The sequence below is a fragment of the Terrimonas alba genome, from assembly GCF_042434975.1.
In the GTDB taxonomy this organism is placed as follows: domain Bacteria; phylum Bacteroidota; class Bacteroidia; order Chitinophagales; family Chitinophagaceae; genus Terrimonas_B; species Terrimonas_B alba.
Window position 1 is genome coordinate 16945 of sequence record NZ_JBHMQM010000002.1, and the last position, 17311, is coordinate 34255.

A 17311-nucleotide genomic window follows, 5' to 3' on the forward strand; every position below is an offset into this window, starting at 1 on the left:
AAAACCTTTTTTTACCTTCGCCCCCATGACAGAAAAGATACTGATCCTTGACTTTGGTTCTCAATATACTCAGTTAATTGCCCGTGCTGTAAGAGAAGCCAATGTGTACTGCGAAATAGTCCCTTATCATAAAAAAATTGAATTTGAACCGGCTTTAAAAGGAATTATTCTTTCCGGATCTCCTTTTTCAGTAAATGAAAAGGATGCTCCTGATGTGGATGTGCAGGGTTTTATTGAAAAGGTACCTGTTTTAGGTATTTGCTATGGGGCACAGCTGACTGCCAGGCGGTATGGTGGAAAGGTAGAAAAAAGCGATAAAAGAGAGTATGGCCGGGCCCAGTTGCAATTGAAAAAGCAGGATATCTTATTGCAGGATGTATCGTCGCACAGCCAGGCTTGGATGAGTCATAGCGATACCATTAAGGAATTACCTGTTGGATTCGAACTATTAGCTGATACCGAAAGTATACCGGTGGCGGCCTTCAAAAAAAATGGCGCTGACTTCAACCCTTTATACGGAGTACAGTTTCACCCGGAAGTATATCACTCTACCGAAGGGAAAAAAATCCTCAAAAACTTCCTGGTCAATATCTGTGGCTGCAGCCAGGACTGGACGCCTGCTCATTTTATTACCGATACCGTTGAGGCATTGCAAAAGCAGATTGGTGATCGGAAAGTAGTAATGGCATTAAGCGGGGGAGTGGATTCAACCGTTGCAGCAACCCTCATTCATAAAGCGATTGGAGATCGGTTATTCGGCATATTTGTTGACAATGGTGTATTAAGAAAGAATGAGTTTCAGAATGTATTAGATACTTACGCCAAGCTGGGGTTGAATGTAAAGGGCATTGACGCCAAGCAAAGATTCTATGACGGCCTGGCGGGTAAAGAAGATCCGGAACAAAAAAGAAAAGTAATCGGTAGTTTGTTCATTGACATCTTCCAAGAGGAAGCCAAAAAAATTGAAGGTATCGGGTTGTTAGGACAGGGAACCATCTATCCGGATGTGATAGAAAGTGTTTCAGTGCATGGACCTTCTGTGACAATCAAGTCGCATCACAATGTGGGCGGGTTACCCGAACACCTCCACCTGGAGTTGGTAGAGCCGTTGCGTTCTTTGTTTAAAGACGAGGTGAGAAAAGTAGGCCGTGAGTTGGGAATACCGGCGGACATGATCGACAGGCATCCTTTTCCAGGTCCTGGATTGGCCATACGCATCCTGGGTGAAATCACAGAAGAAAAAGTAAAATTATTGCAGGAGGCTGACCATTTATATGTTAAAGGATTAAAGGATCGAAACCTGTATGCAACTGTTTGGCAGGCCGGGGCAATCTTGCTACCGGTAAAAAGCGTAGGAGTAATGGGCGACGAAAGGACTTATGAGTTTACCCTGGCCTTAAGGGCGGTTACCAGCGTAGATGGAATGACGGCAGATTGGTCTCATTTACCTTATGATTTTTTAGCTTATATCTCAAACGAAATCATCAACAACGTAAAAGGGATCAACAGGGTAGTGTACGATATAAGCAGCAAACCACCGGCTACTATTGAATGGGAGTAAAGCAGTACAAATTGATATTGTAATTAAACAGTTACCAATAATGAAGATAAAAGCATGGCACCTGATTTTTGTATTAGTGCTTTCACAAACAGCTGTATTTTCCCAGGATACTCTCAGCAAGCATAAGATTGCCATTTTTGCCCCGCTTTATCTTGACTCAGCATTTGACGGCGTCAATAATTATAAATACGCAAAAAACGTTTTTCCAAAATTTATTAACTCCGGGCTTGAATTTTATGAGGGGGCCCGTCTTGCCCTTGATTCGTTAGATAAGGAGGGTGCGGAGCTGGAAGTGTATGTATATGACACAAGGTCTGCTACAGAAAAATTGGAAGAGCAATTAATGAAGCCCGAATTAAATGACGTCTCTCTCATTATCGCCCATTGCAGCAATAATGAAGTACGCCTGTTAGCAGAGACGGCTTTCAAAAAAAAGATACCAGTAATCAATACGACGGTACCTAATGATGCAGGTACTGCTTCCAATCCTTTTTTTGTAATTCTTAACCCCACTTTGAAAACACAGTGTGAAGGCATCTACCGGTATATCCAGAAATATTTTGCCATCAACCCGGTGGTAGTTTTTAAGCGAAAAGGAACCTTTGATGACCAGATAAAAAAAATACTGGATGAGTATAGCAAGAGCACCTCATCTGTACCATTGAAAATTAAATACGTTGAGTTGCCTGACAACTTTTCGACAATGCAGTTGAAAGCCCATCTTGATTCCAATCGCACCACTTTATGCCTGGCCGGAAGCCTGGATATGAATTTTGGTAAGCGCCTGGCTTCAAGTCTTGCATCTTTGGTAGATGAGTATCCTGCTGTAGTAATGGGAATGCCCACCTGGGATGGGATCAGGGAGTTTAACAAGCCTGAGTTTAAAGGGATAGAAATTATTTACAGTTCCCCTTTTTACAACGCAAAGACCGATAAGATAAGCGAATCCATCAATGAATATTTTACCACCGTTATGTTTGCAAGGCCAAGTGATATGGTATTTCGTGGTTATGAAGTAACCTGGAAGTTTGCTAAACTTCTTGCGAAATATAAAAACGATCTTGCTTCTAACATCGGCAACAAACAAGGCAATGTATTTACTGACTTCGATATTCAACCCGTTCTTAATAAGCAAACGATGGTGTTGGATTATTTCGAAAATAAAAAATTATACTTTCTTAAATGGGAAGATGGGATAGTGAAAGGCGTGAACTGGTAAGAGTTTTGGATAGGCAGAAAAAGAAAGCGGGAAGATGTTTTAAACATCTTCCCGCTTTCTTTTTTAGTATTTGAAAAACTTAATTTACCCGGTTAAAATATTCACCGATGCCGCATTCCGTTTTTCTTCTGATATCATCCATGATGATGCGGATGATTTCATCACTCGAAGGCGGCCATTGCTCTTTTTGATTGATGAGCATTTTGTCTTCATCGCTTAATGCTCTTTCATCGCCGGTAAAAGTGGCAAACGACGCTATCCAGTTATAATCGCCGCGATACGTATCACTCCATAACCAACGGTTATCATAGTCCCTGATCGTAGCCTGCAACAGGCCGTTGGCTTGTATGGTACGGGTAGTGGTCGTGATTTTGGCTTTAACAGTGATGTATTCTTTTCTGACAGAGTCCTTCGTGACAACAATTTCTTTGCCTACAATTTGTTTCGATACTTCCCTTGTATCCCTTTCGTCGCGGTAACGGCCAATATTTACATCGCTAAAACGCATGTCGGCTATATTGTCCGTACGCACTTGTTGGGTTCCCGGTCCTGATTGTTGATAAAAACGAAGAAAGCGGCTCTTGTTATTATTATTCAGATAGCGAAGCAGGTTGTAGTTGAAATTATTATAATCAAAATTGTAGGAGCCATATTGGAATCCATATCGGGTCAGGGGACGAACCATAACATTGGTCACAGCATTTTCATAGGCCTCATCAATTTTTTGCTTAATAGAGAGATCCCCTGGTTTTAATGACAATGCTTTTTGAAATTCATAATAGGCTTCACGAAAGCCTGCTTTGCTGTTTTGGTTCATTAATTCAAGGCCGCGTTCCACCCGGGCATTACCGGCCTCTTCTTTATAAGTAGTTATATACGATGAGTAGTCTGTAGGCTGAACAATTTTGAAAACTGAAGGTGAGCGGCGGATGGCTTCATAAAGCCCTTGCAGCTGAGCATACTCATGGTAGATGTTTTCAAACTTCAGCGATGTATTACTATTGGAATAGTTGCGGATCCTGCTTTCATGATCTTCTACGGCAAAGCGATAGGCGTCCTGGACAATATTGATAAGTTTCGTATCGCCCGGTTTTTTCTGCAGTTTTTTAGTGGCAAGCATTATAGCTTCGTCGTAGTTGCCTTTTGAATAGACCTTCTCCGGCGTTTTACAGGAGAAGAGAAAAAGGCTGGCGACAAAAAGAAGTGAGTAAAGTTTCAGTTTCATAAATCTTCATTTAAATATTGGACGTATGGGTCAAAATTAAGTTATAGTAGCAGACTCTATTTACAAAAAGCTTAACATGTTAGTGACTGGTTGTGTGTTTCAAACGTTAATACTTCAAGATATCCCTTACGAAATTATGGTACTCGTCATACATCGGCAGGTTGTTATGCCCACCTCCCTGGATACGGATCAGGGTGATTTTTTTAGGGTTGATCTTTTGCAGCCTTTCGCTATGTTTAATGGGAATGAGCCAGTCTCTTGTTCCGTGAATAATATAGGTGTGACATTTTACCAATGCAATCCATTTATCGGTTCGCAAATGATATCGCAATACATAACGAACAGGCAGGATCGGCAAAAATCTTTCCGCAACTTTCAAAAAACTATAATAGGGCGCATCGAGAATAAGATACCTGGGATTGTTGTCGGAAGCGACTTTTGAGGCAAAGCCACTGCCGATACTTCGCCCATACACTATCAAATGCTGTTCAGGATACGACTGCAATAGTGTTTGATAGACAAACTGCATATCATTCAGCATTTCTCTTTCACTTCTTTTGCCGGTGCTTTTACCAAACCCACGATAATCCACTAACACCACGTCGTAGTTGTAACGATAAAAATCGCGGGCATATTTTGCCCAACCCTTGATACTACGGGTATTACCATGAAAATAAAGAATAAGTCCTGCGGGATTTTCCCTGAAAAAATGCAGGCCATTGATCCGGACGCCGGGCTCTATATCAAAAAAGTATTCTTTAAAGGGAATGTCGTATTTAAACTGGAAGTCCTGCCTTAGCTTCTCTGGTTTAAAAATGAATTTTTCCTGTAAAAAGTAAGCTGCAATTGATAAGGCGATAATACCACCAATAATATACAGGACAAATGGGGGCAATTTTTAAAGTTTACAGTTTTGGAGTCAAGATAGCCCGATTCTCCAAGAACTCAAAAGCTATGTAAAGCAAACTAATCTTCCACTCTTTTCAATCGCAAATTGGTAACAGGCGCTACGATCAGCGGGAATTTTTCAACTGTTACATTGGCTAAGTCCAACCCGAAGCCTTTTTCTTCAGAAAGACTATGATCCTTGAGCCAGAAATGAAGTTTCATGATCACCCGTTCGATAAAAGGCAGCTCGTTATCCTGGCTGAGATATTTTTCCATGACCATAAATTGGAAGTCACCAACTGTATTGCTGCTGGCGAGGCTTTCATAACGGCTGATGATATTTACTTCTTTATTGGCAACTAAATCTTCCACTACTTTACGGAACATCAGGTTAATCCGCGGCTCCATTCTGAAGCCCAGCCTGAAATCAATACGAATAATATCGTTCGGAATAATGTGGTCCACTTTATACTCGCAGGTATAAGGATCGTCCATGGTGTCTACGTGAACAAACCAATAAATGTCGGCACGTTTTGGTTTTTTATTCAGAATGGAATAGATGATCTTATGCTCAATTTCTTTAGGGTTATTAGCACTGGTAAGATAAACCAGGTGCGTGGCATATTTTGGCACGGCCTTGTCATTGCTCAGCTCCTGTATCTTGGGCACATAATGTTCCATCCTGACAAATTCCACATAGCGGTTTTTGATCTTACGGGCACGATACCACACATACATGATCGTAAACATCAGGCCACCGATCAATAAGGTAATATAACCTCCATGAATGAACTTGTCCATTAATGCAACGAAGTAGACGATCTCAACGATAAGGTAACCGATCAGGAATACATAGATCTTATATTCCTTATATCGATGAAGTACCAGGTAATTGGCAAATAAAATGGTGGTTGAGAGCATAGTCATAATAATGGCGAGGCCATACGCTGCTTCCATGGAGGAAGATTGCCTGAAGTGTAAGACCACACCAACACAACCAACGAAGAGAATAATATTGATGCCGGGGATAAAAAGTTGACCTTTTTCTTCCGAGGGATAGCGAATCTTCATCTTTGGCCACAGGTTTAATCGCATGGCTTCACTGATCAGCGTAAAGGCGCCTGAAATCATAGCCTGGCTGGCAATGATAGCGGCCGTTGTTGCGATAACTACGCCGGGAATAATGAACCACTCCGGCATCAGGTCATAAAAGGCGTTAATGCCCATGGCTTTTTTGACCTCCGATGTAACCTGGAGGCCATTTCTATGGGCTAGCAAGTTTGCTCCCTGTCCAAAATAATTGATCAGCAAACAGGTTTTTACATAAATCCAAGAAAAGCGGATATTTCCCCGGCCACAATGTCCCAAGTCGCTATAAAGGGCTTCGGCACCCGTGGTACAGAGAAAGACGGCTCCCAATAACCAAAATCCTTCCGGGTAGGTACGGAGAAATTGAATGGCATAGTGAGGACTAACCGCTTTGAAAATGGTAAGATCATCAAAAACATGGATGATTCCCAATATCGCCAGCATGGTGAACCAGAGAAACATGACCGGTCCAAAGATTTTGCCAATAGAGGCGGTGCCAAATTGTTGAAGGAAAAAGAATGAAGAGAGGATAACCAACACAATGATCACAATGGTATCGACAGGCATACCTCTTAAGGCCGGAAGTTCACCAAGTCCTTCGACGGCGGAAGTGATAGAGATGGGAGGGGTGATAATGCCATCAGCTAATAAAGCCGCTCCACCGAGCATGGCTGGAATTACCAGCCACTTTCGTCGCCTTCTTACCAGTGCATACAACGCAAATGTGCCACCCTCACCACGGTTGTCAGCCCGAAGAATCAGGATCACATATTTGATGGTTGTTTGTAAGGTAAGCGTCCATATAATACAGGAAAGCGAACCGAGAATAAGAGCTTCATCGACTATCCGTCCATTGATGATCGCATTAAATACATAGAGGGGGGATGTACCTATATCTCCGTAAATAATTCCTAGTGCAATGAGTAGTCCAGCCGCTGTAGCTTGGTTAGTGTTTTTTTTCACTATCGGGGGTTGTTGTTATCCAGGTACAGAAATTGATTCTGTAACAGTTTGCCTGCAAAGGTATAGGCAAAATTCAATTACAAAGAAGAGCTTGTTAAAACTTTGTGCAAGCAATATTTAATACAACTAAACGTTACCAAAAGCCGTCTCCCTGATGCTGCCAAACTAAAATAAAACTTCACATTTTTTGGCAGCCAACGTGTAACTTTAATTTGCAAAAAATCAGAATATTATGCTTCGTGGACGATTGTTGATTGTCTTTTTGTTTTTCGCCGCGTTATCCGCCCAATCACAAAAACTTGTGTATTCCGAACCTGAGAAAGACGATACCCGCCGGCTGAACTTTGAAATTGTTGGAAAGATCAATGGCAATTTTCTTATCTATAAAAATGTAAGGAATAAAAATTGGATCGCCCTGCTCGACAATGATATGAAATTGGTTAAAAGTGTTGAACAGGATTATCTCCCCGATAATGACAGGGTAATCAATGTTGACTTTTTCCCTTACAGCGATTTTGTGTACATGATTTACCAGTACCGCAAGAAAAATATTATTTATTGCATCGCCGCTAAAATTGACGGCAACGGTCAAAAAGTAGGAGAATTGACTGAATTGGATACCACCCAGGTGAACTTTGGCGCTGATAACAAGATCTATTCTGTGGTAACGAGCGAAGACAAGAGTAAGATCATGGTGTTTAAAATCAATAGTAAAAACAAGAAGTTATATAAAATCACCACCCTGTTGATGGATGATAAGCTTTCCCTTATTAAAAAAAGCAGGTTATCACTGGAAATGAATGACCGGGATGATTACCTGAACGAGTTCCAGGTAGACAATGACGGGGATTTGATTTTTACCAAATTCGACCGGGTAAACAGCGAAAACATCGGTAATGCTGCTTTTATAATTAAATATGCCCAGGCCGACTCGTTTAAAATAACCCCATTGGATACAGAAAAAAGATACCTGGATGAAATAAGAATAAAACCTGATAATTATAATAAGCGGTACCTGATTACTTCTTTCTACTACAAGCAGAGACGTGGTAATGTGGATGGCTATTATTTTTATATCTGGGATAAGCAAACAGGGCAGCCGGTTGCAGAGGATACGTTGATTTTTAGTGATGAGCTGCGGCGTGAAGCAAGAGGCAATGCGGGAACCCGTACGGCATTTAATGACTACTTTATTCGGAATATCATTAACCAGCGGGACGGCGGTTTTATAATAACAAGCGAGTCTTACTATACTACTTCAAGAGGCGGTGGTTGGAACAGGTGGAGCAACCTTTACGGTTCGCCATTCCTTCGGTCTTATGATTATTATTATTATTCACCCTATTCTTATAACAACCTGTGGGCAAACAGGTGGAATATGGGGCAGTCGGTCCGTTACCAGGCTGATAACATAACGATATTGTCTTTCGATAAAGATGGAAAGCATAAATGGAGCAGTGTTATCACCAAGGAGCAATTCGACGATCAATCGGATGACTTGTTATCTTACCAGGTTATGAACACGGGCGGACAGCTGCATTTTTTGTTTAACAACCTGGAAAAAAGGGCTAATCTTCTCAGCGATTTTAGCCTGCAACCCGATGGTAAGATTACCCGTAATCCAACTTTAAAAAACCTTGACAGGGGTTACGAATTAATGCCCAAATACGCCAAACAGGTGAGTTCAAGGCAGGTGATTATACCGTGTGTGTACAGGAATTATATTTGCTTTGCAAAGCTTGAGTACAATTAAACGATATAATTTTTCCTTTATCCGTGATCGCACTATTTAAACAGAAAAACCCGGCCAATCTTTTACTACTGCTTATAACCGGCATTTTGATCAAAATGCCCATGTTTATGAGACCGCATGCGGCTGTAGTGCGACCTGCCGATGGAATCCTGTTTGAAGGAATTATTGCTTTTTTTGATCCTATTGCCAAATCGAACCCGGTATTTTATCCGGTATTGACCTTTGCCTTATTGTTTTTGCAGGCTGTAATGATCACCCGCTTTATCAATAACCAGCGGATGATGAATAAGCCCAATTACCTGGCAGGGATTGCTTACATGCTTATCACTTCACTTTTGCCGGAGTGGAATTATTTTTCAGCCCCGTTGCTTTGCAATACAATTCTATTATTTATTTTATCGGCACTATTTGGGGTTTACAATAAGCCCAATGCCAAAGGCGCAATTTACAATGTGGGCCTGGCATTAGGAATTGCCGGATTTCTATTTATTTCTTCATTGACATTCATCATCTGGATCTTGCTGGCATTAGCCGTAATGCGGCCGTTTAGAATCAATGAATGGCTGATCTGCCTGCTTGGTATAACAACTCCCTTTTATTTTTATGCGATCTATACGGTAATAAATGGACATTTCACGTGGCAGGAATTTATTCCCCAGCTTAGCCTGGGTGTTCCATCGCTTAAACAATCAGCCTGGCTGGCTGGCAGCATTTTCCTGGTGATGATACCTTTTTTAAGCGGGGGGTATCATGTGCAGGAAAATCTCCGGAAGATGCTGATCAACATCAGGAAAGGCTGGAGTCTTTTGTTATTGTACTTGTTGGCGGCCTTATTGCTCCCGTTTGTGAATAGCAGCGCAACATTTGAAAACTGGATCATGGCCATGGTACCGATGGCTACTTTTCACGGATATGGTTATCTGCAGTCAAAATGGAGAGTTTTCCCGCTCATTATTTTTTGGCTAACCATTGTTTTTATTTTCGCTTATCAATATTATGGGCCCGGTTGGTAGACTTCAAACCAACACTTGTTTAATATAACTGGTCATTTATCCCTCTTGCAGCTTGGGCACTGTTGCTTATATTTGCGTTTTAAATTTTAGCCGTAAAAGATGGAAAATGCAGCATCGTTTCCATTGGGCTTAACAAAATAATACATAAGCAAATGAAATTCGGGGTAGTTGTTTTTCCTGGTTCTAATTGTGACAGAGATATGCATGATGCCCTTAAATACGATCTGGGGCAGGAAGTAACGATGCTTTGGCATAAAGACAAAGATCTCAGCCAGTTTGATACGGAAGACTGCATCATACTCCCCGGCGGCTTTTCTTATGGCGACTATTTGCGTTGTGGCGCCATTGCAAGGTTTAGCCCATTGATGCAAAGTGTTATCGAATTTGCTAATGCCGGCGGCAAGGTATTGGGAGTTTGTAATGGCTTCCAGATATTATGTGAGTCCCATCTTTTGCCGGGCGCCTTGTTAAGAAACAGCAATCAACAATTTGTTTGTAAAAACGTTTACATAAAAGACCAGGCAGATAATATCTACAAGATACCAGTGGCACACGGAGAAGGTCGTTATTACGCGGATGACAAAATACTCAGTGAGTTGGAAGCCAATGGACAGATCATTTTCCGGTATTGCGACGAGCATGGTAAGGTGAATGCTGACGCCAATCCTAATGGTGCTATTAACAATATTGCAGGAATCTGCAATTCAAATCGTAACGTATTTGGTATGATGCCGCATCCCGAAAGGGCTTGTTCAGACACGCTGGGTAATACGGATGGGCGCCAGATAATTAAAGATCTGTTAATGGCGGGGCAACTGGTAGGGTAGTCGCATCGTCTACAAGGAAATATTTAGCAGCCTTTTATCACTTTGCTGACAATTAGATACCCGGATGTATTCTATTTTTGTCTTGTATTAATACAACCACGTTCGAATGAAAAAAATTTTAGCAATTTTATTGGTGGCTTTTGTAACGACTTCGGTTAATGCCCAATTGAATCCTGTTAGCTGGTCTTTTTCTTCCAGGAAAATAAATGATAAAACATACGAAATACACCTGACAGCAACCATGCAGTCAGGATGGCATTTATATTCACAAGTTCAACCGGAGGATGCCATAGCTCAGCCTACGGATTTTAAGATCAATAATAATCCTTTACTTTCCCTGGACGGAAAGATTAAGGAGGTTGGAAAAATGGAAAAATTTCATGATGCAAAGCTGCAGGTATCGGCCAATCAATACGCCAATAAAGTAGATTTTGTGCAGGTAGTGAAATTAAAGGCCAACGCAAAAACAAATCTTACCGGCAGCGTGGAATTCCAGACTTGTGATGATAAGAAATGCCTGCCGCCAAAGACTGTTAATTTTAGTGTTCCCGTCAAATAAGCTGATTAAATTGTTGTACAAAATTTAACGGGTTCTTCTTTAGAACCCTTTTTTATTAAACAGGCAAACGAATGCGTAGAAAAAGTAAAGCCATTATTGTTATTGTTGCAAGCCTATTTTTATCTCTCGCTTCATTTGCCCAGGATTCTCTTCCCGTTCCTCATCAATGGAAAGTTGCAAGCAAGAAGCTGGTTGATGGTAAATATGAGCTTTCATTTTCTACTGCTGCAACCGGCGAATGGAAAATTTATGCGCCTAATCAAACCCTGCTGGAGGTAAAAACAACTGAATTAGTTTTTGCCGATTCTTCTATCCGGCAGGAAGGAGACTTTAAGATAGAGACTTCGCAGGTAAAAGAAGAACCCAGTTCAATTTTTGAAAATACAATCATCAAAATATTTCCCGGCGATGCTGTTTGGAGAGCAACGGTCATAGTTGATGGCAATATACCGGCTCAGTTGCAAGGGAGTTTGCTATATACTTATGGTAAGAATGATGAGTTTTATCCGGCCACGGCTATTCCTTTTGTTGTGGAATTGGAGGGAGGCGTCGCTTCCACAACAAAAATCTTAGTTCCCTCTATAAACATAGGAAAGCCTGTAAACGACTGTGGAGATGAGGGTACGAAAAATAAAAGCATACTGTCAATTTTCCTTCTTGGCTTACTCGGAGGACTCATAGCCTTGCTGACACCCTGCGTATTTCCTATGATGCCTGTGACGGTAACGTTTTTCACAAAAAAATCGCACGATAAAAGCAGGGGAATAACCAACGCTATTCTTTATGGCCTTTTCATTTTCCTGATCTATGTTCTGATCACTCTTCCCTTTCATATTGCTGACAAAGCAATAAGCCCCGAAATCTTTAATAATATTTCCACCAATGTCTGGCTAAACCTATTATTCTTCGCCGTTTTTGTGGTATTTGCTCTTTCCTTTTTTGGCCTTTTTGAAATAGGCCTCCCGGCTGGCCTAGCGAATAAAATGGACTCAAAATCGGGACTGGGTAATATCGGTGGTATTTTCTTTATGGCGTCAACGCTGGCGATCGTTTCATTTTCCTGTACGGGGCCCATTTTGGGAACGCTGTTGGTTGGTGTTGCAGAACAAGGCGCCTGGCCATTAACAGCAGGGGCTGCAGGTTTTGGGATTGCGCTTGGATTGCCCTTTGCCTTGTTTGCCATGTTTCCGAATTGGCTCCATTCACTGCCAAAATCAGGTGGCTGGATGACTGATGTAAAGGTCGTGTTAGGATTCTTAGAGCTTGCGTTAGCGATTAAGTTTTTGTCTAACGCGGATCTTGTAAAACAATGGGGATTGTTGAAAAGAGAAATTTTTATAGGCCTTTGGATTCTAATTGGAATATTACTTACGTTATACCTGCTGGGAAAACTGAAATTTTCGCATAGCTCACCGGTAAGGCGTTTTTCCTTTACAAGGATAGCCTTTATTGTTTTGTTTGCATCTTTTACTATTTATCTGTTGCCGGGCCTTTCTAAAACAAAATGGGCGGATTTGAAATTGATCAGTGGATTTCCACCGCCACGTACATACAGCTTATACAGCTTTGATGATAATAAAAGTGTTTTCGAGCCCATTCATAATAAATACGACGAAGCGTTGGCTATTGCCAAAAAAGAAAATAAACCGGTCCTGATTGACTTTACCGGCTGGGCATGTGTAAACTGCCGCAGAATGGAGGAAAAGGTATGGCCCGATCCTATGGTGGATAGCCTGATGCGGACAAAATTTGTTGTGTTATCCTTATATGTCGATGAAAGAAAAAAACTGCCGTTAACAGAACAAACCAGGTATAGAGCTCCCAATGGCAGTGAAAAGTCCATTATAACCGTGGGAGACAAATGGTCGACTTTTCAAACAGAAAACTTTGGCGCTACTTCCCAACCACAATACGCAATCATCAGTGCCGATGAAAAAGCGATGGTCAAAACAAAATTTTATACCCCTGATCCAACCGAATTTGCCGAATGGCTGCAGTGTGGATTAGAGGCATTTCAAAAACATAATCAAACAACGATGGCAAAATAAAATCATCGTTCGGCTATCAATCATATTAAATAAAAAACGTCCCGATTATTGATCGGGACGTTTCAATTTGGTGTCATTCTGCAACAGCCTGTTGCCGGGCAAGCAAAGGAAAAATTCTTTTAGTACGAATCTTTCAGGTGCAACGGGAGAAACAGAATGACAATATTTTTTTCAATAAGCTGCATCAAAGATATAAAGAACTGATTCAATCCACAAAGACTATAATGCAATTTGTTTTTGAATCATCAATTTTCTGAGATTAATAAGACCGTAGCGCATACGGCCCAAAGCTGTATTGATGCTGCAGTTGGTTGTAGCTGCAATTTCTTTAAAGCTCATGTCTGCATAATGACGAAGGATGATTACTTCCCGCTGATCTTCGGGTAACCTTTCCAGCATTTCACGGACACGATTATGACTTTGTCTTTTTATCAAAACAGTTTCGGCACTGTCATCTGCAAAGTTCAGGACTTCAAAAATGTCTTTGTCTTCGCTATTGCGGATCGTAGGTGTCCTTTTTACTTTACGAAAATGATCAACGCAAAGGTTGTGAGCAATGCGCATAGCCCAGGGCAGAAACTTGCCTTCTTCAGTATAACGGCCACCACGCATCGTATCGATGATCCGGATAAAAACATCCTGGAAAATGTCTTCAGCGAGGTATTTGTCCTTTACCAGAAAAAGGATAGAAGTGTATAACTTGTCCTTGTGGCGAAGCACTAAAGCTTCAAGGGCGCTAAGATTGCCATCCTTAAAAAGATGGATAAGTTCATGGTCGGTTTTTTCGATAAAAGCTTTCATAAAACTTCTACAGTTTAGGTGGTTGAATGGGATAGGTTTAAAAACTAAAAATAAAAATGGGTGATTCGCTAATAAAAAGTAGAAGTATATGCGATAGGCGGGGTAATTTTTTGGTTATTCATTTTTTGGATATTGGATAATAAAAATATAGTTTTTAGTTGATGTTCCAAACACCCCTCCAAAAAAAGATTTAAACTTTATTGCAAAAAAAATGTTAATCATAACCCTTGAAGTTTGCGTGGGATAAGGGTTTAACTTTGATATTCTAGAAAATGGAAAAGGAAATAATAGGGAAAAAACCCTTAGTGACGAAAACCGTAAATCCTGCAGAAAACATCCTTATCAAGGGTGCCCGGGTCCACAACTTAAAGAACGTTACAGTTGAAATACCCCGAAACAAGCTGGTGGTTGTAACCGGTGTGTCCGGATCCGGCAAGTCTTCACTGACTATTGACACCTTGTATGCCGAAGGACAACGGCGTTATGCGGAAAGCCTCAGTGCTTATGCCCGCCAGTTTCTGAACCGGATGAATAAGCCGGATGTTGATTTTATAAAAGGTCTTTGCCCCGCCATAGCTATCGAACAGAAAGTGATTACACGAACTCCACGCAGTACAGTGGGGAGTATGACAGAGGTCTATGACTATCTGCGGCTCCTTTTTGCCAGGATCGGTAAAACTATTTCACCAGTTTCAGGAAAGCAGGTGAAAAAAGATGATGTAACCGATGTGGTTAAGGCTATAACAAGTATGGAACCCGGGACCAAAGTTTTTATCCTGGCCTTATTTAAGCAGCATAAAAACAGAAATATAAAAGAAGAATTGAATATTCTTTTACAAAAAGGCTTTACGCGGGTTTATAATCATGAAGAGGGAAAAAATCCTGCCGGCACTGTTTATAATATAGAAGACTTGCTGGAGTTGGCGGATAACGACCTTAAGGGACAGTTTGGCGCTAAAGGGTCCCGTTTATATATTTTGGTTGATAGGCTGGTTGTAAAGGAGTTTGATGAAGATGATATCCACAGGATATCTGATTCGGTCGGCACTGCCTTTTACGAGGGAGAGGGGGATGTATACATCGAGGCGCAAACAGCGACTGATAGTGATCAGGTGACAACTGGTAACGGCTTGAAGGCAAAGGCAAAAAATAACAACTCACTTCTTCATTTCAACAACCGCTTCGAATTAGATGATATACAGTTTGAAGAACCCGTACCCAATCTTTTTTCCTTTAATAACCCGTTTGGTGCATGTCCGACCTGTGAAGGCTTTAGCCAGGTGCTCGGGATAGACAGTGAATTGGTGATACCCGACAGAAGCCTTAGTGTTTACGAGGGTGCCGTTGCACCCTGGAAGGGAGAAAAACTGGGTCTATGGAAAGAAAGGTTTATTAAGGAAGCGAAGAAATTCAATTTCCCTGTCCATAAACCCATTGCTGATCTCACCGAAAAACAATACCAGGTTTTGTGGGATGGAAATGAATATGTGGAAGGGATTAATGACTTTTTCAAAGAAGTAGAGCAGAATCTTTACAAAGTTCAGTACCGTGTGTTGTTAAGCCGATATCGTGGCCGGGCCCTCTGTCCCGAATGCAAAGGTTATCGGTTAAGAAAAGAAGCATTGTATGTAAAAGTGGGTGATAAACACATTGGGCAATTAGGCGAAATGCCGGTAAAAGATTTGAACGTTTGGTTTATCGGAATGGAAAAAAAGCTGAGCGATCATGATAAACAAATCGGAAAGAGAATCTTGCTGGAAATTCATCATCGGCTCAAAACGTTGCTGGATGTTGGGCTTGGATATTTGACTTTGAATCGCCTTGCCAATACCCTGAGCGGCGGGGAAAGTCAGCGTATTCAATTAACTCGTAGTCTTGGAAGTAATTTGACTGATTCATTATATATCCTTGATGAGCCTTCCATCGGGCTACACCCGAGAGATACATCGAATTTGATAAATGTGTTAAAAGAGTTGAGGGATTTAGGCAACACAGTGGTAGTGGTTGAGCATGATGAGATAATGATGCGTGAAGCCGACCATATTATCGATATGGGACCGTTGGCCTCTCATCTTGGCGGAGAAGTAATTGCTGAAGGCGACTATGATGAAATTATTCGCAATCCACAAAGTCTAACTGGAAAATATTTGGATGGCATTTTAAAAATTGAACCACCAAAAACTGTAAGAAAATGGAACAGGTCGATAAAGGTGGAAGGCGCCAGGCAGCACAATCTTAAAAATATTACTGTTGAGTTTCCACTCAATGTACTATGCGTCGTAAGTGGTGTTAGCGGAAGTGGTAAAACAACATTGGTAAAACAGATTCTTTATCCCGCATTAAGAAAGCTTAAAGGAGAGTTTGGTGATAAGATAGGCTATCATAGAGCTATTACCGGTGACATAGATAGTATTGGTCAGATAGAAATGATCGATCAAAACCCTATTGGCAAATCGTCGCGGAGTAACCCTGTTACCTACATCAAAGCATATGATGAAATAAGGGATTTATTTGCGAAGCAGCCCTTGAGTAAAATGCGTGGATTTCAGCCGAAACATTTTTCCTTTAACGTGGATGGCGGCCGTTGCGACACCTGCAAGGGTGAGGGAGAACAAGTGGTAGAAATGCAATTCCTGGCCGATGTGCACCTGGTATGTGAAGCTTGCGGGGGTAAAAAATTCAAAGACGAAATCCTGGAAGTAAAGTATAACGACAAAAATATTTTCGACGTGTTGGAAATGGGCGTGGATGAAGCGATTGATTTTTTTGCGGGTACCGGAAAAGATGAACAAAATATTGCCAGGGCGATACAACCTTTAAGCGATGTCGGGCTTGGCTATGTGAAGCTCGGTCAATCTTCCGATACACTGTCGGGCGGCGAAGCTCAACGGGTAAAGCTGGCTTCTTTTTTAGGGAAGGGTCGAAGCGCCAATAAAATTCTTTTCATTTTTGACGAGCCTACTACAGGCCTTCACTTTCACGACATACAAAAATTGCTCACATCCTTCCATGCTTTAATTGAGCAGGGGCATTCAATCATTGTTATTGAACATAATACTGACGTAATAAAAAATGCAGACTGGTTGATAGATTTAGGACCCGAAGCCGGAGAAGGAGGAGGTAATCTTGTTTATGCCGGGAAGCCAGCGGATATAAAGTCAATAAAAGAAAGTCATACGGCCCGATTTATATGATCGGGCTTTTATAAGCCTGGTCTTATCTACCGGGATTATTTTTCCACCAAAATATTTTAGGTAATATAAAATCGCCTAGCTTTGTAATCCACCCTGTTTATATTAATACACCATTCTCCTACCCTGGGTTATTTATTCTACCCTTGAAAAAAAATCTAATCTGCCCAAATT

At 41.3% G+C, this 17311-nt stretch carries 12 protein-coding genes; 8 read left to right on the forward strand and 4 right to left on the reverse strand.

Annotated features, from left to right (window positions below):
- The first annotated feature begins 25 nt into the window (after nucleotides 1-25).
- Together guaA and ACFEL9_RS04850 are read left to right on the forward strand one after the other, a co-directional pair.
- The gene (guaA, locus tag ACFEL9_RS04845) at nucleotides 26-1561 is read left to right on the forward strand and encodes a glutamine-hydrolyzing GMP synthase (RefSeq protein WP_385886630.1); all 1536 of its coding nucleotides are present in this window, start codon (nucleotides 26-28) and stop codon (nucleotides 1559-1561) included.
- Between the two features lie 40 nt (nucleotides 1562-1601).
- Nucleotides 1602-2780, forward strand: coding sequence for an ABC transporter substrate-binding protein (locus ACFEL9_RS04850; RefSeq protein ID WP_385886632.1), 1179 nt, complete (start codon nucleotides 1602-1604; stop codon nucleotides 2778-2780).
- Nucleotides 2781-2859: 79 nt separating this feature from the next.
- Here the strand turns inward: ACFEL9_RS04850 and ACFEL9_RS04855 are convergent, their stop codons facing one another.
- The 3 genes from ACFEL9_RS04855 to ACFEL9_RS04865 form a co-directional block, all read right to left on the reverse strand.
- Complete coding sequence (locus tag ACFEL9_RS04855; protein ID WP_385886634.1) at nucleotides 2860-4005, reverse strand: hypothetical protein; 1146 nt, start codon at nucleotides 4003-4005, stop codon at nucleotides 2860-2862.
- A 106-nt stretch (nucleotides 4006-4111) separates the two neighbouring features.
- Nucleotides 4112-4900 (reverse strand): alpha/beta hydrolase, encoded by a 789-nt coding sequence (locus ACFEL9_RS04860; RefSeq protein ID WP_385886635.1) that lies wholly within the window; start codon nucleotides 4898-4900, stop codon nucleotides 4112-4114.
- Nucleotides 4901-4971: 71 nt separating this feature from the next.
- Nucleotides 4972-6945: a KUP/HAK/KT family potassium transporter gene (locus ACFEL9_RS04865; RefSeq protein WP_385886637.1), complete on the reverse strand. Its 1974-nt coding sequence runs from the start codon at nucleotides 6943-6945 to the stop codon at nucleotides 4972-4974.
- 232 nt (nucleotides 6946-7177) lie between these two features.
- On the opposite strand from ACFEL9_RS04865, the gene ACFEL9_RS04870 reads away from it, so the two are divergent.
- The 5 genes from ACFEL9_RS04870 (at nucleotide 7178) to ACFEL9_RS04890 (ending at nucleotide 13145) form a co-directional block, all read left to right on the forward strand.
- Nucleotides 7178-8698, forward strand: a complete 1521-nt coding sequence (locus ACFEL9_RS04870) for a hypothetical protein (protein WP_385886639.1) — start codon at nucleotides 7178-7180, stop codon at nucleotides 8696-8698.
- Between the two features lie 107 nt (nucleotides 8699-8805).
- Complete coding sequence (locus ACFEL9_RS04875) at nucleotides 8806-9711, forward strand: hypothetical protein (RefSeq protein ID WP_385886640.1); 906 nt, start codon at nucleotides 8806-8808, stop codon at nucleotides 9709-9711.
- A gap of 152 nt (nucleotides 9712-9863) precedes the next feature.
- Nucleotides 9864-10538, forward strand: a complete 675-nt coding sequence (gene purQ / locus ACFEL9_RS04880; RefSeq protein WP_385886641.1) for a phosphoribosylformylglycinamidine synthase subunit PurQ — start codon at nucleotides 9864-9866, stop codon at nucleotides 10536-10538.
- Nucleotides 10539-10644: 106 nt separating this feature from the next.
- Nucleotides 10645-11097, forward strand: a complete 453-nt coding sequence (locus ACFEL9_RS04885) for a protein-disulfide reductase DsbD domain-containing protein (RefSeq protein ID WP_385886643.1) — start codon at nucleotides 10645-10647, stop codon at nucleotides 11095-11097.
- 71 nt (nucleotides 11098-11168) lie between these two features.
- Nucleotides 11169-13145, forward strand: coding sequence for a protein-disulfide reductase DsbD family protein (locus tag ACFEL9_RS04890; RefSeq protein WP_385886645.1), 1977 nt, complete (start codon nucleotides 11169-11171; stop codon nucleotides 13143-13145).
- Between the two features lie 219 nt (nucleotides 13146-13364).
- Here the strand turns inward: ACFEL9_RS04890 and ACFEL9_RS04895 are convergent, their stop codons facing one another.
- Complete coding sequence (locus ACFEL9_RS04895) at nucleotides 13365-13946, reverse strand: RNA polymerase sigma factor (protein ID WP_276501186.1); 582 nt, start codon at nucleotides 13944-13946, stop codon at nucleotides 13365-13367.
- Between the two features lie 305 nt (nucleotides 13947-14251).
- Here ACFEL9_RS04895 and uvrA point away from each other — a divergent pair, with 305 nt between their 5' ends.
- A complete protein-coding gene (gene uvrA, locus ACFEL9_RS04900) occupies nucleotides 14252-17140 on the forward strand; it encodes an excinuclease ABC subunit UvrA (RefSeq protein WP_385886647.1) in 2889 nt (962 codons plus the stop codon).
- Nucleotides 17141-17311: the final 171 nt, after the last annotated feature.

What these genes read in the sequence shown, in the direction of transcription:
- guaA (WP_385886630.1), top strand. Translation starts at nt 26, where the DNA reads ATGACAGAAAAGATACTGATCCTTGACTTTGGTTCTCAATATACTCAG.
- ACFEL9_RS04850 (WP_385886632.1), top strand. Translation starts at nt 1,602, where the DNA reads ATGAAGATAAAAGCATGGCACCTGATTTTTGTATTAGTGCTTTCACAA.
- ACFEL9_RS04855 (WP_385886634.1), bottom strand. Translation starts at nt 4,005, where the DNA reads ATGAAACTGAAACTTTACTCACTTCTTTTTGTCGCCAGCCTTTTTCTC.
- ACFEL9_RS04870 (WP_385886639.1), top strand. Translation starts at nt 7,178, where the DNA reads ATGCTTCGTGGACGATTGTTGATTGTCTTTTTGTTTTTCGCCGCGTTA.
- ACFEL9_RS04875 (WP_385886640.1), top strand. Translation starts at nt 8,806, where the DNA reads ATGAGACCGCATGCGGCTGTAGTGCGACCTGCCGATGGAATCCTGTTT.
- purQ (WP_385886641.1), top strand. Translation starts at nt 9,864, where the DNA reads ATGAAATTCGGGGTAGTTGTTTTTCCTGGTTCTAATTGTGACAGAGAT.
- ACFEL9_RS04885 (WP_385886643.1), top strand. Translation starts at nt 10,645, where the DNA reads ATGAAAAAAATTTTAGCAATTTTATTGGTGGCTTTTGTAACGACTTCG.
- ACFEL9_RS04890 (WP_385886645.1), top strand. Translation starts at nt 11,169, where the DNA reads ATGCGTAGAAAAAGTAAAGCCATTATTGTTATTGTTGCAAGCCTATTT.
- ACFEL9_RS04895 (WP_276501186.1), bottom strand. Translation starts at nt 13,946, where the DNA reads ATGAAAGCTTTTATCGAAAAAACCGACCATGAACTTATCCATCTTTTT.